This is a genomic window from Rhodococcus sp. 06-156-4 (assembly GCF_002259345.1).
GTDB lineage: Bacteria > Actinomycetota > Actinomycetes > Mycobacteriales > Mycobacteriaceae > Rhodococcoides > Rhodococcoides fascians_E.
Genome location: NZ_NPGB01000014.1, coordinates 116,938 through 136,010, shown reverse-complemented (window position 1 = coordinate 136,010; position 19,073 = coordinate 116,938). Strand labels below are relative to the sequence as shown.

20 protein-coding genes are annotated in these 19,073 nt (G+C 64.5%); 7 read left to right on the top strand and 13 right to left on the bottom strand.

The genetic code is table 11. The annotated features are described in order from the left end of the window. Nucleotides 1-2: 2 nt before the first annotated feature. Nucleotides 3-263 (bottom strand): type B 50S ribosomal protein L31, encoded by a 261-nt coding sequence (locus CH290_RS08710; RefSeq protein WP_019664488.1) that lies wholly within the window; start codon nucleotides 261-263, stop codon nucleotides 3-5. After that, nucleotides 260-1,543 carry a ribosome hibernation factor-recruiting GTPase MRF gene (gene mrf, locus CH290_RS08705; protein ID WP_170947601.1) on the bottom strand — a complete coding sequence of 428 codons (1,284 nt, stop codon included), beginning with the start codon at nucleotides 1,541-1,543 and terminating at the stop codon, nucleotides 260-262. Before mrf ends, CH290_RS08710 begins: the two co-directional genes overlap by 4 nt. 76 nt (nucleotides 1,544-1,619) lie before the next feature. Between mrf and rpmB the strand changes: the two genes are divergently transcribed. From rpmB to CH290_RS08670, 7 genes are all read left to right on the top strand, one after another. Then, complete coding sequence (gene rpmB / locus CH290_RS08700; protein ID WP_019664486.1) at nucleotides 1,620-1,856, top strand: 50S ribosomal protein L28; 237 nt, start codon at nucleotides 1,620-1,622, stop codon at nucleotides 1,854-1,856. Continuing rightward, entirely contained in the window at nucleotides 1,853-2,023 is a 171-nt protein-coding gene (gene rpmG / locus CH290_RS08695; protein ID WP_170947607.1) for a 50S ribosomal protein L33, read from the top strand. The genes rpmB and rpmG overlap by 4 nt, the downstream gene beginning before the upstream one ends. Nucleotides 2,024-2,040: 17 nt before the next feature. After that, nucleotides 2,041-2,346, top strand: a complete 306-nt coding sequence (rpsN, locus tag CH290_RS08690; RefSeq protein WP_019664484.1) for a 30S ribosomal protein S14 — start codon at nucleotides 2,041-2,043, stop codon at nucleotides 2,344-2,346. Nucleotides 2,347-2,363: 17 nt separating this feature from the next. Beyond that, complete coding sequence (gene rpsR / locus CH290_RS08685) at nucleotides 2,364-2,618, top strand: 30S ribosomal protein S18 (protein ID WP_008719028.1); 255 nt, start codon at nucleotides 2,364-2,366, stop codon at nucleotides 2,616-2,618. A 108-nt stretch (nucleotides 2,619-2,726) separates the two neighbouring features. Then, a complete protein-coding gene (locus CH290_RS08680) occupies nucleotides 2,727-3,650 on the top strand; it encodes an AEC family transporter (protein WP_020111432.1) in 924 nt (307 codons plus the stop codon). Nucleotides 3,651-3,713: 63 nt separating this feature from the next. Continuing rightward, complete coding sequence (locus CH290_RS08675) at nucleotides 3,714-4,175, top strand: hypothetical protein (protein WP_019664482.1); 462 nt, start codon at nucleotides 3,714-3,716, stop codon at nucleotides 4,173-4,175. A gap of 13 nt (nucleotides 4,176-4,188) precedes the next feature. After that, nucleotides 4,189-4,758, top strand: coding sequence for a DUF1707 SHOCT-like domain-containing protein (locus CH290_RS08670; protein WP_019664481.1), 570 nt, complete (start codon nucleotides 4,189-4,191; stop codon nucleotides 4,756-4,758). Here CH290_RS08670 and CH290_RS08665 read toward each other — a convergent pair. The 11 genes from CH290_RS08665 to sucC form a co-directional block, all read right to left on the bottom strand. Continuing rightward, complete coding sequence (locus CH290_RS08665) at nucleotides 4,755-6,704, bottom strand: vWA domain-containing protein (RefSeq protein WP_033190746.1); 1,950 nt, start codon at nucleotides 6,702-6,704, stop codon at nucleotides 4,755-4,757. The genes CH290_RS08670 and CH290_RS08665 overlap by 4 nt on opposite strands. Next, nucleotides 6,704-8,089 (bottom strand): sigma 54-interacting transcriptional regulator, encoded by a 1,386-nt coding sequence (locus CH290_RS08660; RefSeq protein ID WP_033190745.1) that lies wholly within the window; start codon nucleotides 8,087-8,089, stop codon nucleotides 6,704-6,706. The genes CH290_RS08665 and CH290_RS08660 overlap by 1 nt, the downstream gene beginning before the upstream one ends. Nucleotides 8,090-8,186: 97 nt before the next feature. Then, entirely contained in the window at nucleotides 8,187-9,053 is an 867-nt protein-coding gene (locus CH290_RS08655; RefSeq protein WP_033190744.1) for a DUF559 domain-containing protein, read from the bottom strand. Between the two features lie 141 nt (nucleotides 9,054-9,194). After that, nucleotides 9,195-10,745, bottom strand: coding sequence for a bifunctional phosphoribosylaminoimidazolecarboxamide formyltransferase/IMP cyclohydrolase (gene purH / locus CH290_RS08650; RefSeq protein ID WP_033190743.1), 1,551 nt, complete (start codon nucleotides 10,743-10,745; stop codon nucleotides 9,195-9,197). Then, complete coding sequence (gene purN, locus CH290_RS08645) at nucleotides 10,742-11,398, bottom strand: phosphoribosylglycinamide formyltransferase (RefSeq protein WP_052060217.1); 657 nt, start codon at nucleotides 11,396-11,398, stop codon at nucleotides 10,742-10,744. The genes purH and purN overlap by 4 nt, the downstream gene beginning before the upstream one ends. A gap of 127 nt (nucleotides 11,399-11,525) precedes the next feature. Further along, nucleotides 11,526-12,986 (bottom strand): cell division protein PerM, encoded by a 1,461-nt coding sequence (locus tag CH290_RS08640; protein WP_230621141.1) that lies wholly within the window; start codon nucleotides 12,984-12,986, stop codon nucleotides 11,526-11,528. A 57-nt stretch (nucleotides 12,987-13,043) separates the two neighbouring features. Further along, nucleotides 13,044-14,282 (bottom strand): DUF5336 domain-containing protein, encoded by a 1,239-nt coding sequence (locus CH290_RS08635; RefSeq protein ID WP_033190740.1) that lies wholly within the window; start codon nucleotides 14,280-14,282, stop codon nucleotides 13,044-13,046. Nucleotides 14,283-14,378: 96 nt separating this feature from the next. Next, the gene (gene sfnG, locus CH290_RS08630; protein ID WP_019664473.1) at nucleotides 14,379-15,491 is read right to left on the bottom strand and encodes a dimethylsulfone monooxygenase SfnG; all 1,113 of its coding nucleotides are present in this window, start codon (nucleotides 15,489-15,491) and stop codon (nucleotides 14,379-14,381) included. A 19-nt stretch (nucleotides 15,492-15,510) separates the two neighbouring features. Next, complete coding sequence (locus tag CH290_RS08625; protein ID WP_052083331.1) at nucleotides 15,511-16,737, bottom strand: acyl-CoA dehydrogenase family protein; 1,227 nt, start codon at nucleotides 16,735-16,737, stop codon at nucleotides 15,511-15,513. 133 nt (nucleotides 16,738-16,870) lie between these two features. Then, nucleotides 16,871-17,782 carry a succinate--CoA ligase subunit alpha gene (gene sucD, locus CH290_RS08620; protein WP_019664468.1) on the bottom strand — a complete coding sequence of 304 codons (912 nt, stop codon included), beginning with the start codon at nucleotides 17,780-17,782 and terminating at the stop codon, nucleotides 16,871-16,873. 8 nt (nucleotides 17,783-17,790) lie between these two features. Beyond that, nucleotides 17,791-18,954: an ADP-forming succinate--CoA ligase subunit beta gene (gene sucC / locus CH290_RS08615; RefSeq protein ID WP_019664467.1), complete on the bottom strand. Its 1,164-nt coding sequence runs from the start codon at nucleotides 18,952-18,954 to the stop codon at nucleotides 17,791-17,793. Nucleotides 18,955-19,073 lie beyond the last annotated feature (119 nt).

Sequence of the window (19,073 nt, the reverse complement as noted above, 5' to 3'; positions counted from 1 at the left end):
TCTCAGGCCTCCTTACGGCTGCGACGGCCGTAGCGCTTCTCGAACTTCTCCACGCGACCCTGGGTGTCCATGATGCGTGCGGCGCCGGTCCAGAAGGGGTGGGATTCGCTGGTGACGTCGACGATGACGAGTGGGTAGGTGTTGCCGTCTTCCCATTCGACCTCGCGGGTCGAGGTGATGGTGGACCGGGTGAGGAACTTGGTTCCTGTTCCTGCGTCCTGGAATACCACGGGGTGGTAGTCGGGATGGATTCCTGCCTTCATTCCTGTGCCTCTTTCTTCTGCTCCGAGTACGGGGATTCTGTTGTTTCGCACGGGTCTTCGTGCCACTGACCGAACGGGTCGTTCCATTCGGCCCATGCCTGCCGGTCGGTCATCTCGTCGTCGGACACCAGCGCCCACTGCAGCGTCCGGTCGATTTCGGAGGGGTCGGCGGCGTGGACCAGGACGACCAGCGAGGTGTCGCGGTCACCGAAGTCGTCGTCCCACCGAAGGGCAGCCATGGCCCGACGCGAGGTGTCGACGCCGTCCTGTTCCTCCGGTGTCATTGCGGCCAGCCATTTTCCGGCACTGGCGACGCGCAGGCCGCCGCCGGCGGACTCGATCCACAGGGCCTCGTCGGGCTGGGTTGCCACCCAGGCGCGTCCGCGTGCGGTGACGACACCGTCGAGCAGAACGTCGATTGCCTCGTGGAGTCGTTCGGGATGGAAGGGTCGCGTCGCCGAGAATTCGACGAGAGTCACTCCGCAATCCGCCGTGAGTGGAGGTTCACCGCGCAGCAGCGGCGAGTGGGCGTCGGTGATGGCGCCGCGTCGCGCACCCTGCGGAACAGCAGCGACAAGCGCGTCGGCGTCGAGCTTGTCCCCTGGCCCCACCCACGCGATGGGCGCACCGGGTGCCAGACGCTCCAACACGGCTGCGAGCTTGGCGCGTTCCCACGCGTCGACCTCGGGGCCTGCAGTGACGACGAGGGCATCGGCATAGTCGACCTGCCCGACGACGACCTGCGCGACGGTCCGGTCGTCGTCGCCGCTGGCCACGATTCCTCGGTCGGCCAGGGCGTCGTCGCCGGTGGCGTCCGCGAGCCAGGTGGCGGCGTCGAGGCAGTCGATCACGGCTTCGATACGGACGTCTCGCGAGGCCGATCCGTCGACCTGACCGACGATGCCCGCGACGACGACGTTCTCGATCGCCCAGCACAACGCTTCCGGCTCGAGGGCAGGATCCATCGCCAGGACGATCCGTCGCACCGAATTACGGGTGGACAGCGTCCTCAGTAGCGGCAGGAGGTCCTCACGCAGCGTGCAGGAGACACAGCCGTGCGCGAGCTCGAGAATGGTTTCGCGCGGTGCGTCGCCGTCCGCGTAGAGCGTCCGGCGGACGACGCCCTCGTAGACGCGACTGAGGTCGTGGCGTACGGCGACGGTGCCCGGCCCGAGCAGTGAGGTCACCACGTCGTCCATGGCACCCGTCCAACCGGATACGAGTACGAGTGGTGTGCGGCCGTCCACAAGCAGATCCCTTCTATCGACAACGATTGTCATTTCTTGCGTTGTCACGCTACATTCGAAACAACGCTTTGTCGAAAACGATTGTCATGTCAGCTAGAGAGGACCGCGTATGTCCGCGCACTGCCAGGTGACGGGACGGAAGCCGGGATTCGGTAAGTCCGTTTCGCACTCGCACGTCAGGACCAGCCGTCGCTGGGACCCGAACATCCAGAAGAAGACCTACTTCGTCCCGAGCCTCGGCCGCCGCGTCACCCTGACGCTCTCGGCGAAGGGGATCAAGACCATCGACCGTGACGGAATCGACGCCGTCGTCGCCAAGCTCGTAGCACGAGGGGAGAAGCTCTGATGGGAAAGAGCACGGACGTCCGTCCGATCATCAAACTCAAGTCGACCGCAGGCACCGGATACACCTACGTGACCCGCAAGAACCGTCGAAACGACCCCGATCGCATCGTGCTCAAGAAGTACGACCCCGTCGTCCGCAAGCACGTCGACTTCCGTGAAGAACGCTAGCCGCGAGGAGCGCTGACATGGCCAAGAAATCGAAGATCGCCAAGAACGAGCAGCGGAAGGTCGTCGTCGCCCGGTGGGCAGCCCGCCGGAGCGAACTGAAGGAGATCATCCGGAAGCCGTCGACACCCGATTCCGAGCGAGCAGAGGCCCAAGCGGCACTGCAGCGTCTACCGCGCGACGCGAGTCCGGTACGATTGCGCAATCGTGACGCTGCGGATGGACGTCCGCGCGGTCACCTGCGGAAATTTGGGCTGTCACGCGTGAAGGTACGCGAGATGGCTCACCGTGGGGAGCTGCCAGGCGTCCACAAGTCGAGCTGGTAAGGAACAGGGAAGAACAGATGGCAGTCAAGAGAGCACCGTCGAAGAAGGTCCGCGCAGAGGCAGGACGTCGACCCAAGAAGAACCCGTTGAACGCCGCCAAGGTGACCACGGTGGACTACAAGGACATCAACCTTCTTCGTCAGTTCATCTCGGACCGCGGCAAGATCCGTAGCCGCCGCGTCACCGGCCTCACGCCGCAGCAGCAGCGTCAGGTCGCCGTCGCAGTGAAGAACGCTCGTGAGATGGCCTTGCTGCCGTTCACCAGCCGGTAAGAATTTCTCGTAGGAAAGGCCACGCACTCTCGGGTGCGTGGCCTTTCTGCGTGAGCACTAGAGTTAGTCCTGGCCAGCCTCCCCGAGAGAAACGAGACCTACCGCTCCATGTCCGGTGTTCTCGAAGGCTTCACGGTCATCTTCATCGTCATCGCGCTCGGCTACGTACTCGCCAAGTTCCGAGTTCTCGGCGAGCACGGCCAGTTCGTCCTGAGCCGGCTCGTGTTCTTCGTCGCGACACCTTCGCTGCTGTTCGTGACACTCGCGCAGGCCGACCTGGCCGTCATCCTGTCGCCGATCCTCGTGATCGCCGGCGTGACCGCCCTCGCCGTCGGCGCCCTGTACTTCCTCCTGGCCCGGCTCGTGCTGAAACGCCGCGTGCCCGAGGCAACGATCGGCGGCCTGGCGTCGTCCTACGTCAACGCCGCCAACCTCGGCATTCCCATCGCGGTGTTCGTGCTGGGCGACGCCAACTTCGTCGCACCGCTGCTGCTCTTCCAGATCATGGTGTACTCGCCGTTGGCGCTGACCATCCTGGACCTGTCGACCATGGGCAAGAAAGCATCCATCCGCAATATCGTCGTCACGCCCTTCAAGAACCCCATCGTCCTCGCCGGCGCCGCAGGACTCCTGCTGTCCATCTTCGGCATCGAACTGCCCGAAGCCATCATGCAGCCGTTCGACCTGGTCGGCGGCGCCGCCGTGCCCGGCGCTCTTCTCGCGTTCGGTCTCTCGCTCTACGGCGCCCGCGTTCTCCAGAAAGGCACGAGCCCCAGGCGAGACGTGCTCCTCGCGACGACGATGAAAATGGTGCTCCAGCCGGTCCTCGGCTACCTCATGGGACTCGCCATGGGATTGGAAGGGCACGAACTCTTCGCCATCACCGTCATCTCCGCGCTGCCCACCGCCCAGAACGTCTTCGTCTTCGCGAACCGCTACAACCGCGCCGTCGTCATGGCACGGGACACGGCCTTCGTCACCACCATCGCAGCGATACCCGTCATCGCACTGGTGACGGCCCTGCTGGCCTGACCGATCGCCCGATTCTTGGACTACCCAAAGGTTCTCCTCAGCTCCCGCGGTTACTTTGGAATCATGAGGTTTCTGGCTGCAGGAGTTCTGCTGTGCGTCCTGCTCGTCGGGTGCGGCAACGACCCTGCCGACGGCGGTGACGACGTCGAAGCCACCACCCCTACGTCTGCGCAGCTGATGCACAGTCCCAGTGCACCGCCGGTGCCCGTGGAGGTTCCGGTAGGCGACGTCGGGACGATGTTCGAATCCACCCCAGGACTGGTGCGCGCGGTGTCGACGCCGTTCGAGTCGTGGAGCCAGATCTCCCCCAACACCATCGCCATCCATTTCGTCACCGGAACCCCGGAGTGCTACGGGGCCGAGGTGGAGGTCACCGAGTCCGACACCGAAGTCGTCATCGCACTGCGCACCGGAACGCTTCCCGAGGCCGCGGACAAGGCCTGCATCATGGTCGCCGTGTACGGCACGATGCAGATGACCTTGAGTTCGCCCGTCGGAGACCGCGCCATCGTCAACGCGGCCTAGTAACCTGACCCAGGTGAGCGATCACCTGCCCGAACAGAACCGTGAATCCGTCCGTGCCGCCGACGCGGACCGCAACCTCGTCGCGAAGCTCCTCAGTGACGCTCTGGCCGGTGGCCAGCTCACGGTGTCCGAGTACGACGAACGCACGGCCGCCGCGTATCGCGCGAAAACCTACGGTGAACTCGACGTTCTCACCAGCGACCTTGCGCTGACGCCGCCCACCGAAGCTCTCTACTCGGCTCCCAGCCGTTCCACCGATCGTGCCGTCGCCATCATGAGTGGATTCGAGCGCAAGGGAGAATGGACCGTCGCACCGCGCGTCGAGGCCGTCGCGTTCTGGGGCGGCGGTGAGATCGACCTACGCCGAGCACACTTCTCGGCTCCCGAGGTGACGCTCAACTGCGTCGCGATCATGGGCGGCATCGACATCACGGTCCCCCGCAACGTCGCCGTCGAAGTACGCGGCGCAGGCATCATGGGCGGCTTCGACCACCTGAGCCAGCAAGGTGCTCCCGGAGCCCCACGAATCGTGGTGACAGGCTTCGCCTTCTGGGGCGGCGTCAGCATCAAAGCCAAGGACTAGCGGGACTTCCTGCGTTTCAGATAGTCCGACACCACCGCAGCTCCCAGCCCGTCCAGCTCGGGGGCGATGACTCGCCCGCCGACCCGCTCGGCCATCTTGTCCACGACGCGGGCCAACCCCGGATCGTCTCCCAACCGGAAGATGGTGACCTGCGCACCCAGCTTCGCCACCGTGTCGAGTTCACGGACCGTCAGCCCCAAAGTTCTGTTTGACGGCGGATAGTCGAAATACGCGTGCCCGTCGGGCTCGAGGTGCGCGGTGGGCTCGCCGTCGGTCACGATCAGCACGACGGGTTGCGCGTTGGGATGCCGACGCAGGTGCCGCACCGCCAGCATCAACGCGTGATGCAGATTGGTGCCCTGGTCGTACGCCCCGTCGAGCCCGGCCAGTTCCGACGCCGTCAACGTCTGCGCGTGACGACCGAAGCCGATCAGCTGCAGATCGTCACCGCGAAACCTGGTGCTGACAAGGTGATTCAACGCAAGCGCGGTGCGTTTCATCGGCACCCAGCGACCGTCCATCACCATCGAGAACGACGTGTCGACGAGCAGCGCGACGGCCGCCTGCGTCCGCGTTTCGGTCTCGCTGATCTCGACGTCGGTCACCTGCAGTTGCACCGGGAACGTCGAACCTTCGGCTGCGGTGCGCAGAACTGCATTGTTGACGGTGCGGGTGACGTCCCACGGCTCCGTGTCACCGAATTCCCATGCCCGAGAAGCACCCGTCGGCTCCCCCATCGCACCGGCCTTGCGCGTGTCGCGCTCGCCGCCGCGTCGGGAAATTCGTCCCGCGACATCCTTGAGGGCAGACTGTCCCAGCTGACGCATCGCCTTCGGCGACAACCGCCACTGGCCGTCGGCACCCTTGTCCATGAAACCTTGCTGTTCGAGCGCCTTTTCGAGCTCGGCCAACATGCGAGCATCCGCCGCGGCTTCCGGTCCCAACTGTTTCAGCAACGCGTCGGCGTCGATGTCGTCGAGCGCGGCGCCGTTGTACTGCTGCGAAAGCTGATTTCCGAGGTTCTCCAGATCAGCGATGTCCTGCAGCGCACCGGTCCCGTCGCCCAGGCCCATCCCGTTCTCGCCGCGGAAGTTCTGCGAACCGTCCCAATCCTCCCCCGGCCTGGCCTGCTGGAGGTTCTGGTCCAGCTGGTCGAGCTGTTGCAAAAGAGTGGAATCTCCGAATGCCTGCTGCGCCAGCGCATCCAATTCCGCTCGCTGCTCCGGGCTCAGCGAGTTCCGCAGACGCTGAGCTGCCGCGGCGCGCTGAGCAAGCGAATCGAGGAGCTCCTCGACGTTCGACGGATTCTCGGGGAAATGCTGGCCGTGCTCGGCCATGAACTCCGAGAAGTCCTGCTCGGTGTCCTCGCCTCGATTGTGCTTGTCCAAAAGCTCGTTCAGATCCTTCAGCATCTCGCTGATGGCTTGTCGATCCTCGTCCGTCGCATTCTCGAGCGCATTCTTCATACCCGCGAAGCGCTGGTCCAACATCTCGCGCCCGAGCAGATCCTTGATCTTCTCGTAGTTCTCACGAGCCTCCGACGAACGCCAGTCGTAATCGGCCAACTCCTGCACGGCCTGCGCCGTCGACGGGGACAGATCCCCGATCTGCATCTCCTGGAAACGGGCATCGTCGTCGAGCGCACGCGCCAGCGCCTTACGCTCCTCGAGCACAGCTTTGTCCAGGAGTTCGCGGACCTCCTGAAGTGTTCCGTCGAGGTTGTTCTTGCGCAGAAGATCCCGTCGCCGACGGTTGGCCTCGGCCGCCAGATCGTCGAGGCCCCTCATGTTCCGGGTACCCCGCCGGAGCATCTCCTGCATCGCCCGGCGAGGCGATGCGCCCTCTAGCACGTCCTCGCCGATCGACTCCAGTGCTTCGCGGAGGTCTACCGGCGGTGCCAGTGGATCGGGGCCGTCGTGATACCGCCCGTATCTACTGGCAGGCATCAGCTGTACACCGTCTGTCCGTCGTCGTCGGGATCCTTGGAAATCCGCCGCGCAAGGTACAACCCTTCCAGCGCGAGTTCCGTTGCGGCAGCGCGTTCGCCGTCGGAGGTCGCGTTCAGACGCTCGTCGATGTCCTGCAGCACCTCGAGGTCCGGCAGCTCACCGATCAGTGTCTTGGCGGCGATTCGGTCGCCCGTCACCACCGGCTCACCCTGTTCGATGGCCGTGACGAGCAGTGCCAGGTTGATTCCGCCCAACCGGTCCCGCACCGTGTCGGCCGTCGCGCGCCGAAGCAGATGCTCGAGCACCTCGGTCTCGCGGCCCTCTTCACCGGACTCGAATTCCACCTTGCCCCTGAGCACTTCGATGATGGTTCCGAGGTCCACCGGCCGCGCCACCGCGTCGCTCTCGCCGAGAACCGCAGCCCGATGCACCGCTGCGGCCGCGATGGTCTCCGCCGCCGCGATGGCGAACCGCGCCGACACACCCGAACGCTGGTCGACGGACGGCGACTCACGCAGCAGCCGTGTGAACCGAGCCAGCACCTCGAGCAGATACGACGGTACGTTCGCCGGGAGGTTGGCCTCCTGCTCGATCACCGAGATCTCGTCGGCCAACGCATGCGGGTAGTGAGTGCGTATCTCGGCGCCGAAGCGGTCCTTCAGTGGAGTGATGATCCGCCCACGGTTGGTGTAGTCCTCGGGGTTCGCGCTCGCGACGAGGACGACATCCAGCGGCAGCCGCAACGTGTAGCCGCGGACCTGGATATCCCGCTCCTCCATGACGTTGAGCAGTGAAACCTGAATACGTTCCGCGAGATCGGGGAGTTCGTTGATCGCCACGATCCCCCGGTGACTCCGCGGCACGAGCCCGAAGTGGATGGTCTCCGGATCTCCCAGACTCCGACCCTCGGCGACCTTCACCGGATCGACATCGCCGACGAGGTCCGCAACCGACGTGTCCGGAGTCGCCAGCTTCTCCGAGTATCGCTCGCTACGGTGACGCCACTCGACGGGCAACCCGTCGCCGAGCTCACGTGCGCGTCGAATACTCGCCGGAGTGATGGGTTCGTACGGATGCTCACCGAGCTCGGAACCTGCAATGACAGGCGCCCACTCGTCGAGCAGAAGGTTCAACGTACGCAGAAGGCGCGTCTTTCCCTGCCCGCGTTCACCGAGCAGAACAACGTCATGACCAGCAAGAATCGCTCGCTCGAACTGCGGAAGCACAGTCTTGTCGAAGCCCAGAATTCCCGGCCACGCATCCCTGCCCTCACGCAACGCGTCGAGCAGATTTTCCCGGAGTTCTTCTTTCACGGAGCGCTGCACGTGTCCGGACGCACGCAACTCGCCGACAGTGGTGATGCCAGGTCGATTAGAGGTCACTTCACCAAAGTACGCCCGTCTCAGAAGAAGCACCGTTCGTCGAGTTCGCACTTGTGCAGAGAAACGGGGGTCTTTCGTCTGCACAAGTGCGAACTCGTCACACAGGCGCGCCCGCTTGCCGCAGTTTGCGTCGAACACGCTCGACCACCTCGCGCGGACGGAGGCGCAGTTGTTCCGAATTCACTCGGACCACCAGCCAGCCGGCGCGCTCGAGCCTCTCGAACCGCTCGATGTCCCAGGACCGCTGCTTCTCCGACGTCCAGTGCTGCACCCCGTCGTACTCGACGGCCACCTTCCACTCCGGCCAGCCCAGATCGCAGCGAGCGAACAACATGCCGTGTTCGTCGGCAACGCGAATCTGTGTCTCGGGTGGAGGCAGTCCTGCATCGACGAGCAACAGCCGAGTGGCGGTTTCCTGCGGAGACTCTGCACCACCGTCGACGAGTGCCAGAACCGATCGCGCCGCAGATACTCCCCGTAAGCCCGGATACCGTGCGCACAACGGAAGAACGTCTGCAGCCGAGATTCCGGACACTCCTGACAGGTCGTCCAGCACCTGCACGGCCCGCACCCTGGGGAGCCGCCTCGCCAGATCGAACATGGTTCTGGGGATCGTGGTTACCGGCAGACCTGCGACGGTGGTGATCTCGACATCGCGGACGGTATCGAATCGGATGCGGATACCGTCGAGTTGGCGTCGGCGTCCGAGCCAGATCACCTCCGCAGGCGAGTCGGGGTCGATCCATCGTGCGCCGTGCAATGCAGCTGCCGACATCCCGCAACACACCGCCGCCCTACCAGCGAACTCATGGGCTGCCCGCGCCCGGACAACGGCGTCGATCCGAACGTCCTTGCGCACATAGACGTCGCGGTGAATGCGCTTGAAGCCGTGGGTCAGCTGATGTCGAGTCAGGCTACCGTCGCGGACTGCGAGGGAACCTCTGAACGGCTGGTCGGCGGGCACCCGCCCACGATTGCACGGCTACCCACCCGAAAAGCTGTCTGAAGCCGGAGCCTGTGGATAGATTCCGGTCTATCCACAGGGCGCGAGTTCGCACTTGTGCAGACCAATCAGGCGCTTCGGCCTGCACAAGTGCGAACTGGATCAGTGCGCGAAGTGACGCGAACCGGTGAGGTACAGCGTGACGCCGGCGTCCTGGGCTGCGGCGATGACTTCGTTGTCGCGGACGGATCCGCCGGGCTGCACGACGGCTTTGACGCCTGCGGCCAGGAGAACCTGCAGGCCGTCGGGGAACGGGAAGAAGGCGTCCGAGGAGGCAACCGAACCGACGACGCGATCGCCCGCGCGCTGGACGGCGAGGTGAGCTGCGTCGACGCGGTTGACCTGGCCCATACCGACGCCGACGGACGCGCCGTCCTTGGCCAGCAGGATTGCGTTGGACTTGACGGCACGGCCTGCACGCCAGGCGAATTCGAGATCCTTCAGGGTCTGCTCGTCCGCTGCGTCACCGGCTGCCAGAGTCCAGTTGGCCGGGTTGTCGCCGTCGGCGTCGATGGCGTCGCGTTCCTGCAGCAAAGTCCCACCGGAGATCGGCTTGAGCTCGACACCCTTGCCCGACGGCGCGGCCGCGAGCAGAACCCGAATGTTCTTCTTGCGCTGCAGAACTCCGAGTGCACCGTCTGCGTAGGACGGAGCGACGATCACCTCGGTGAAGATTTCCGCGACCTGCTCGGCCATCGCGACCGTCACTTCGCGGTTGGCTGCGATCACGCCGCCGTAAGCACTGACGGGGTCGCAGGCGTGGGCTTTGCGGTGCGCTTCGGCGATATCCGCGCCGACGGCGATGCCACACGGATTGGCGTGCTTGATGATCGCGACGGTTGGGCCCTCGTGATCGAAAGCGGCACGCCACGCTGCGTCGGCGTCGGTGAAGTTGTTGTAGGACATTTCTTTGCCGTGCAGCTGCTCGGCCTGAGCTATGCCGGTGCCGGCCGGGTCCTTGTACAGGGCTGCGGCCTGATGCGGGTTCTCGCCGTAGCGCAGCACTGCCGCGCGGTCCCAGGTGCCGCCGATCCATTCGGGGAACTGCGAGTCCGATTCCACGAGAACGCTGCTCATCCACGAGGCGACCGCGACGTCGTACGCAGCGGTGTGCTGGAACGCCTGTGCCGCAAGCGAAGTGCGCTCGGCGAGCGTGAACCCGCCGCCGGACGCTGCGGTGAGTACATCGGAGTACCGAGCCGGATCCACCACGACCGCCACCGACGGGTGATTCTTCGCGGCAGCGCGGACCATCGACGGGCCACCGATGTCGATCTGCTCGACGCATTCGTCCGGTGTCGCGCCACTGGCAACGGTGTCGGTGAACGGATAGAGGTTCACCACGACCAACTCGAACGCCTCGATCCCGAGCTCCTCGAGCTGCGAAACATGCTCCGGCCGACGGGTATCGGCCAGAACACCCGCATGGACACGCGGATGCAGCGTCTTCACACGGCCGTCGAGGGTCTCGGGAAACCCGGTGAGATCCTCGACCTTGGTGACCGGGATCCCGGCGTCGGCGATCTTGGATGCTGTCGATCCGGTGGAGACCAGAGCGACGCCTGCCTTGTGCAAGCCGGTTGCGAGTTCGATCAAACCGGTCTTGTCGTAGACGCTGACCAGTGCGCGGCGCACTGCTTTACGTTCACTCATGGTTGAATCTGAGCCTTTCGTCCATCGGAGACAACACCTCGGGTGGCAACAGCTGCGATCACATCGACCAGAAGCCTGCGTTCCACGGTCTTGATTCGCTCGTGCAAAGTCGCGACATCGTCGTCGCCCAGCACGGGCACAGCTTCCTGAGCCAGAATCGGCCCGGTATCGACACCGGCGTCGACGAGATGCACCGTCGACCCGGTCAGTTTGACGCCGTAGGCGAGCGCATCCTCCACTGCATGCGCACCGGGGAACGACGGCAACAGCGCAGGATGAGTGTTGACGATGCGTCCGGCGAACGCACCGAGAAAATCGGAACCGAGAATCTTCATGAAGCCGGCGGTCACCACCAGATCGGGCTCGTGCGCCAGCACACGTTCGGTGAGAGCCGCATCCCAGCCATCACGGTCCGCGAACTCCCTCAGCCCGACGCGGAAATGCGCAATCCCGGCAGTGTGTGCATGCCGGGCAGCGTCGCAATCACGATCGACACCGACCGCAACGATCCGCGCCGGATAGGACTCGGCCTTCGTCGCATCGATCAGGGACTGCAGAAGCGATCCGGTGCCCGAAGCGAGGACAACGACGCGTGCTGGGTGCTCACGGGTGGCAGTCAGCGCACTTCTCCTGATGTGTCGTTCTCCGAAAATCGCCCGACGATCACCGACGGGTTCGCTCGAAAGAATAGTCGCCCACGTGTAGGCCACCGTCAGGCAGGTCCTCGGGCGCGAGTGCCGGTGACCCGGCTGTCACGACTACTCGAGCCCGCCAGCGGGTTCAGGACCGGTCGTCGGTGTTGCCATCATCAGGCGGCGTAGCTTCCGAGGGCACTTCCTCGACGATTTCGGCGTCGACGATGTCCTCGGTCTCCGTTGTGTCCTCGGCAACCACGGCAGCGTCGACGTCGGGTGAATCGACGGTCTCGGGCAGGGCGTCGGGCTCTTCGACGATTTCCGCGTCCACTGCATGTTCTGGATGCGCGACGGGCGCGGCGATGGCGGCGATGGGTTCCTGCTCGCGCCGGGGTTCCGTGTCGACGTCGTCGGCGATCGGGGTCTGCTTGGACCCTCCGCGCCATGCGGTCACGGCGGCCGCGAGGGATCCGACGACGGCAAGCCAGGCGAAGACGAGCAGGCCGAGAGACCATACCGTCACCTGAACGGTTCCGAACGTGCCCAGGTTTCCGCCTGCCGCGAAGCCGAGCACCAGCGTGGACACGCCGATCACGGCGCTCGCCACCCACACCGCGGACAGTGCGTAGTGCACGTCCACCGTGCGCCTCGCGCTGTCACGTCCGAGCAGCAGGCCGGCGCCGATCGGAATCACGAGCATCAGCATCCACAGCGTCTGCGACGGCCCCTCGGGCAGGACGGCCAAGACCGGCAGCGGGGGAAGCGGACCTCCCGTGGCCTGGAACATGCTGACCGATACGTCGCCCACGTGCGCCGACGATCCGACCGACACCGCGATCGCGCCGAGCAGCACGTTGGGCAGGTACAGGATCGACAGCACCGTCAAGCCGAGTACACCGACGAAGCCGTTTCCGGATTCCAGCAACATCTCCATCGTCGACCACGACGCCAGCATCGCGGCCAGCACGATCGCACCGCCGCCCGCGACGAGGACGGCCGCCGCCCGGATGGTCGGAGCCACGATTCCGCGCAGCCATTCCGGCAGACGATCCGACTCGGTGTCCCACACCCCACACACCAGTCCGATGCCCGCGGACACCGCGTGGACGGCCGCCACCCACGCGAAAGCCAGCAGAGCATTGGGTGTGTCGAGCCCGATCACCGACGACGCATCCGCGGCCACCGCCAACGCGATCGCGGTCACGAGAACCGGACCGAACACCGCCGCGCCCACGATCAGACCGTGTTCCCGACGAGTCTCCGCCCGGCCGACTGCCCGCGCGACGCCCCGCGCCACGACGAGGACGAGAACAAGCGTCGGGACGAGCGGGAAGACGCCCAGGGAGGTGCCCTCGATGCTGAACGGGACCTGATGGATCGCGAACCACAGCCCGGCGATTGCTCCGAACGTCCCGGTGAGCTCACTGTTGACCGACACCAGCGTCACGAGAACGACCGTCGCGATGATCGCGACGAGCACACCCGGAATCCGGAACCCGACGGTCAGCATGGTGGTGGATTCGGAAGGAGACAACAGAGGTCGACGCTCCGGCGGACGAGACGTCCCTCGGGCGCGTTTCCTCTCCTGATTCAATACGGCGCTCATCGGTGTCGAGCGTTCCACCTAGCTGCCGACGGGTGGTTCAGGCGCGCCGACACAGCCTTATTTGTTGTCGTCCTCCGGCGCGGCCGACTGGCCGAAGGCCTGCGTGGGCGCGCTGTACGGCGGGGTGTCCGACGTGTCCTCGGGCTCGTCGCCCTGACGCGATGCTCCCGCAGGCTGTTGTCCGGCCGACTGTGCTCCAGCCGATGTCGCTCCTGCAGGCTCCGCTCTCGGCGCTGCGTGCTGCGGCGCGCCGTAGCCACCCGAACCGACCGGAGGCTGGCTGTACGGCTGCTGATTGAACGGCGAATTCTGACCGGCCGGGCCGGTCAATCCGCTGGCTCCCGCATCCGGCTTGGACGTTCCGACCGGGTAACCGAGGCTGCCGGTGGTGTGCTGGTTCGGCTGATTCTGCTGGTTCTGCGAGGGCCCGGTGTAGGCAGGCGGGGCGTACCCCTGCTGAGGACCATTTCCCTGATCGCTCCACTGCCCACGTTCCTGCGGGGCGCCGTAAGCCTGCGCACCTGAGTTCTGGGCTGTCTGGCCGTAGGCGCCGTAATTCTGGTTCTGCGCCGACTGGCCGTATCCGGGTGCCTGCTGGCCGTATCCCTGGAACGGGTTCTGCTGACCGTAACCCGCGGGCTTGGGCTGCGGAGCTTTGAGGATGCCCGCACCGAAAAGCGTGGCAGCGACGGCCACGACGGTCTGGACGAAACCGAGAACGAGTACGACGAAGGTGCCGATCCCCAACTGAACCGGCGCGCCCACCGCGGAGTCGTCGCCGACGTTGAAGCTCTGGAACACCAGTACGAGCCACCCGGACAACGCAAGAGCGGCAGCGATACCGACCGTGTTGGGTTGCTTCGGCAGCAGTCCGACCGCCGCGACGAGGCCCGCGGCGAGCAGAAGCGCGATGGACGTCGGGTCGCCGGCCTGTACGAAGAAGAAGTTGACGCCTTCGCTGAAGAACTCGTACTGACCGGCGAGACCGACCAGGAAGTTCACGACGCCGAGTGCCACGGCAACGAGCGTCAGAATTCGCGGCAGCGAGGACGATCGGTCCGACGCCAGCGGCGGGTTGTACTGACCCGTCGGTGCAGACTGCTGCGACGGCGGCTGACCGTACGACGGTGGCTGCGTTCCGTAGGACGGCTGAGTGCCGTACGACTGGCTGGGCGTCGGGTAACCGCCGTAATTACCCGGAGTCGACTCGGCCGACCGAGCACCCTCCGGTGATTGACTGCCATAACCGCCGGGACCGGGCCCCTGCGGACGCTGGCCTTCTGCTGGATACGTCATGGCACTCTCCTCGATAGAAAAAATGAGTACGGGTCCGTAGACCAAGCTAGTCTACGGACCCGACTCGACTGCCCCGCTCGCCGCGAGGCTCCCTTCTCACCCTGCGTCGACGAGCGCCTGGGACGACTCCAGTTCACGCACGAGCGGTAGGACCTTCGCCCCGAAGTACTCGATCTCTTCCTGGAAGTGCAGGAAGCCGCCGAGGATCAGGTCGACCCCTCGCTTGCGGTATTCGACGATGCGATGTGCCACCTGTTCGGGAGTTCCGATCAGCTGGCTCTTGAAACCGTCGTTGTACTGCACGAGATCCTCGAACGTCGAGTCCGCCCACATGCCCTTGCCGTCCTTCGTCGACGAACCGGCCTGCTGCACAGCACCCTTGAAACCTTCGACAGCGGGCTTGTTGGCCTTCTCGATGATCTCGCGGAGAGTGTCCTTGGCTTCCTTCTCCGTGTCGCGCGCGATGATGAACCCGTTGAGACCGAACTTGACCTCACGATCGTTCGCCTGAGCGACGCGACGAATGTTGTCGAGTTGCTCGGTGACTCCGTCGTAATCCTTGCCGTTGCTGAAGTACCAATCCGAGTATCGACCGGCGTTCTCCTGCGCAGCCGACGAGTTACCGCCCTGGAACAGTTCCGGGTTGGGTCGTTCCGGAGTGTTCAACGGCTTCGGTTTCAACGTGAAATCGTGGATTCGGTAGAAATCACCACGGAAGTCGACGTCGTCCTCGGTCCAGATCTTGCGGAGAACCTGGAGGAATTCGGCACTGCGACGGTATCTTTCGTCGTGTTCGAGCCACGGCTCACCCAGGTGCGTGAACTCGTCCTTGAACCAGCCGCTGACGACGTTGACCGCGAAACGGCCGTTCGACAGATGGTCCGCCGTAGCGCCGAGCTTCGCCAGAACCGCCGGCTGCCACAAGCCGGGATGAACGGCCGCAATGACTTTCAGTCGTTCCGTGGCAAGCAGCAGCGCGAGGGAGAAGCTCGTCGACTCGTGTTGGAACTCGGCGCCGTAACTGGCCTCGTAGCGAACCTGACTGAGCGCGTATTCGAAGCCGTTGTTCTCCGCGGTCTGCGCCAGCTTCTTGTTGTACTCGTAGTCCCAGCTGGTGCGCTGTTCGATGTCGCTGGTCACCAATCCGCCACTGACATTGGGCACCCAGTAGGCGAATTTGATGGCGTCGGAAATTCTTTCGGTACTCATCGTTCTCCTTCGGTGATGCTCACGAGTACCAGGTCGGCTGCGGCAACTCGCCGGTCAGAACCCATCGACCGACCTCGCGGCGCTTGTATGCGACCGGATCGTGCAGCGTGTGGGTGCGGACGTTGCGCCAGAAGCGATCGAAACCGTATTTGCTCGCCGTCGCTCGGGCACCGAGAGCCTCGAACACCGTCGACGTGATCTCGAGCGACACCTCGGTGGCACGCGCCTTCACCGCAGCGACGCGAACCTCGTGATCACCGCGCTGTTCCGCCGTCACATCCCACGCGTTGTCGTGGATCTTCTGCGCTTCCAACGCAACTGCGTCGGCCAGCGCTTCCACGGCCCACAGCTTGGACGTCAGGTCACCGTAGATGTCGATGATGTACGGCTCGTCGATCGCCTTGTCGACGGTGCTGTGCAGCCACGCACGCGTCTTGTCCTTGGTGTACGACGCCGCTTCCTCCAAGGCGCCGCGAGCGATGCCGAGGTAGAAGTTGACGAACACCAGCTGAATCGTCGGCACGTTCAACGTGTTGTAGACCCGTGGCTGGAACTGCTTGTCCACGAATCCCGCCGCACTCGCCCAGTCGACCCGCACCTTGTCGATGGTGACGCTGCCACTCTCGGTCTGGCGTTGGCCGATGTTGTCCCAGTCGTCGTGAAACGTCAAACCCTCGATGTTCGACGGCACAATAGCGAAAACGTGTGCATCGCTGCCGGTCAAAGCGCCTTCGAGGACCGTGACGTCGGAGACGCGGCTGCCCGTCGAGAAGGACTTCGCGCCCTCGAAGACGATGGTGTCGCCCTCGTCGGTGACAGCGACGTCGTTGTCACGCGGGTTGACGGCGCCCCCGAAGAACCACTTGTTCTTCGTCGCATCGGCCTCGACTGCCTCGATCTGCTCCTTCGTGCCGATCAGCCGCGCAGCCCAGAACCACAGCAGGTGGTAGCCGAGAAGCTGGCCGATCGACCCGTCGGCTGCCGCGACACGACGAATCACCTGATACGCCGTCGGCCAATCCTGACCGCCGCCCCCGTGCTCGACCGGCCCCAGCAACGTGACGAGCCCAGCATCCTTCAGAAGCTGCACCTCGTCGTGCGGAGCCTGATGGCCCTTGTCACGAGCAACAGCATCGACGGCAAGCAGCTGCGCCACCTCCCCCGCCCGAGCAATCCAGCCCTCGGCGGACGTCGGCGCATCAGGCCAGTCCTTGGTCAGTGCACTGCGATTTTCCGTGGTTGTCATGTGGGCAAGTGAAACTGTTACGCGGAGTAATGAACACATTTCGCATCACGATGATTCTGAGAACTTCACATCCGAAACAGAACGAAAAAGCCCGCCGGCACTGGCTCCCGGCGGGCTTCGTTCGAGCTGGAACTTACTTCACGGAGAGCGATTCCAGGATTTCGCGTGCGAGAGCAGCGGTTTCGGACGGCGTCTTGCCGACCTTGACGCCTGCGGCCTCGAGTGCGTCCTTCTTCGCCTGTGCCGTGCCCGAGGAGCCGGAGACGATGGCGCCTGCGTGGCCCATGGTCTTGCCTTCGGGAGCGGTGAAGCCGGCGACGTAGCCGACGACCGGCTTGGTGACGTTGGCCTTGATGTAGTCGGCTGCGCGCTCTTCGGCGTCGCCACCGATTTCACCGATCATGACGATGAGCTTGGTCTCGGGGTCCGCTTCGAATGCCTCGATGGCGTCGATGTGCGTGGTGCCGATGACCGGGTCTCCGCCGATGCCGATGGCCGTCGAGAAGCCGAAGTCGCGGAGCTCGAACATCATCTGGTAGGTCAGCGTGCCGGACTTCGAGACCAGGCCGATCGGGCCGGTACCGGAGATGTTGGCAGGCGTGATGCCGACGAGAGCTTCACCGGGGGTGATGATTCCGGGGCAGTTCGGGCCGATGATGCGGGTCTTCTTGCCCTTCTCCACGTTGTAGGCCCACGCGTATGCGGAGTCCTGCACGGGGATGCCTTCGGTGATGACGACGAGCAGCGGGATCTCCGCGTCGATCGCTTCGACGATGGCGTCCTTGGAGAATGCGGGCGGAACGAACGCGATGGACACGTCGGCGCCGGTCTTCTCGATTGCCTCGGCAACCGAACCGAAGACGGGAAGCTCGATGTCGTTGCCCTGGGCGTCGACGTGCTTGACCGTGGTGCCGGCCTTGCGTGCGTTGACACCGCCGACGACGTTGGTGCCTGCCTTGAGCATCAGGGCGGTGTGCTTGGTGCCTTCGCCGCCGGTGATGCCCTGGACGATGACCTTGTTGTCCTTGTTCAGAAAGATAGACATGGTTTCCTCTACTTCGCTGCCAGCTCGGCGGCCTTGTCGGCGCCTTCATCCATGGTTCCGGCGAGCGTCACCAGCGGGTGCGCGGCGTCGGCGAGAATCTTGCGTCCCTCTTCGACCTTGTTGCCGTCGAGACGAACCACGAGCGGCTTGTTGGCGTCGTCGCCCAGCTTCTTCAGTGCGCCGACGATGCCGTTGGCCACTGCGTCGCAGGCGGTGATTCCGCCGAAGACGTTGACGAACACGCTCTTGACCTGCTCGTCGCCGAGGATGACGTCGAGGCCTGCGGCCATGACCTCTGCCGAGGCGCCGCCACCGATGTCGAGGAAGTTGGCGGGCTTGACGCCGCCGTGTGCCTCGCCTGCGTATGCGACGACGTCGAGGGTCGACATGACGAGTCCGGCACCGTTACCGATGATGCCGACCTGTCCGTCGAGCTTGACGTAGTTGAGGTCGTTCTCCTTGGCCTTGGCCTCGAGAGGATCGGCAGCGTCCTTGTCCTCGAAGTCGGCGTGGCCGGCCTGACGGAAGTCTGCGTTGGCGTCGAGCGTCACCTTGCCGTCGAGGGCGAGGATCTGGTCGTCCGGGGTGCGAACCAGCGGGTTGACCTCGACCAGGAGAGCGTCTTCCTTGATGAAGACCTCCCACAGCTTCTGGATGGTCACCGCAGCGGCGTCGAGCACCTCGGCGGGCAGCTTGCCCTTCTCGGCGATGTCACGAGCAAAAGCAAGGTCGACGCCCTTGACGGCATCGACCGGGATACGTGCGAGTGCGTCGGGGTTCTCCTCCGCCGTCACCTCGATTTCGACTCCACCTTCGACCGAACACATCGCGAGGTAGGTGCGGTTGGTGCGGTCGAGCAGGAAGGAGATGTAGTACTCCTCGGCGATGTCGGAGGCTTCTGCAACGAGAAGCTTCTTGACGACGTGGCCCTTGATGTCGAGGCCGAGAATCGACTCTGCGTTCTCGGTAGCTGCTGCAACGTCCTTGGAGTACTTGACGCCGCCGGCCTTGCCTCGGCCGCCGACCTTGACCTGCGCCTTGACCATTACTGGCTTGCCGATTTCTTCGGCAATTTCTGTTGCTCCTGCGACCGTGTCCGTGACACGACCGGCGGAGGTGGGTACGCCATGCTTGGCGAACAATTCCTTCGCCTGGTATTCGAAGAGATCCATCAGCTCACCGTCTCGTCTACGTTGACTGCCCGCTCCAGGGGTGTGAGCGGGTCCGATCACCGACTTTATCCACGTGCTCCGACGCCGTTACGCCCGGCCAGATGGTATGTGGTCTATCT

Bases quoted from the DNA above. Each gene is read 5' to 3' on its own strand.
- rpsR (WP_008719028.1), top strand. From the start codon at position 2,364: ATGGCAGTCAAGAGAGCACCGTCGAAGAAGGTCCGCGCAGAGGCAGGA.
- sucC (WP_019664467.1), bottom strand. From the start codon at position 18,954: ATGGATCTCTTCGAATACCAGGCGAAGGAATTGTTCGCCAAGCATGGC.
- mrf (WP_170947601.1), bottom strand. From the start codon at position 1,543: ATGACAATCGTTGTCGATAGAAGGGATCTGCTTGTGGACGGCCGCACA.
- CH290_RS08710 (WP_019664488.1), bottom strand. From the start codon at position 263: ATGAAGGCAGGAATCCATCCCGACTACCACCCCGTGGTATTCCAGGAC.
- sfnG (WP_019664473.1), bottom strand. From the start codon at position 15,491: ATGAGTACCGAAAGAATTTCCGACGCCATCAAATTCGCCTACTGGGTG.
- CH290_RS08675 (WP_019664482.1), top strand. From the start codon at position 3,714: ATGAGGTTTCTGGCTGCAGGAGTTCTGCTGTGCGTCCTGCTCGTCGGG.
- CH290_RS08640 (WP_230621141.1), bottom strand. From the start codon at position 12,986: ATGAGCGCCGTATTGAATCAGGAGAGGAAACGCGCCCGAGGGACGTCT.
- sucD (WP_019664468.1), bottom strand. From the start codon at position 17,782: ATGTCTATCTTTCTGAACAAGGACAACAAGGTCATCGTCCAGGGCATC.
- CH290_RS08665 (WP_033190746.1), bottom strand. From the start codon at position 6,704: ATGCCTGCCAGTAGATACGGGCGGTATCACGACGGCCCCGATCCACTG.
- CH290_RS08625 (WP_052083331.1), bottom strand. From the start codon at position 16,737: ATGACAACCACGGAAAATCGCAGTGCACTGACCAAGGACTGGCCTGAT.
- CH290_RS08635 (WP_033190740.1), bottom strand. From the start codon at position 14,282: ATGACGTATCCAGCAGAAGGCCAGCGTCCGCAGGGGCCCGGTCCCGGC.
- purH (WP_033190743.1), bottom strand. From the start codon at position 10,745: ATGAGTGAACGTAAAGCAGTGCGCCGCGCACTGGTCAGCGTCTACGAC.
- rpmB (WP_019664486.1), top strand. From the start codon at position 1,620: ATGTCCGCGCACTGCCAGGTGACGGGACGGAAGCCGGGATTCGGTAAG.
- CH290_RS08680 (WP_020111432.1), top strand. From the start codon at position 2,727: ATGTCCGGTGTTCTCGAAGGCTTCACGGTCATCTTCATCGTCATCGCG.
- rpsN (WP_019664484.1), top strand. From the start codon at position 2,041: ATGGCCAAGAAATCGAAGATCGCCAAGAACGAGCAGCGGAAGGTCGTC.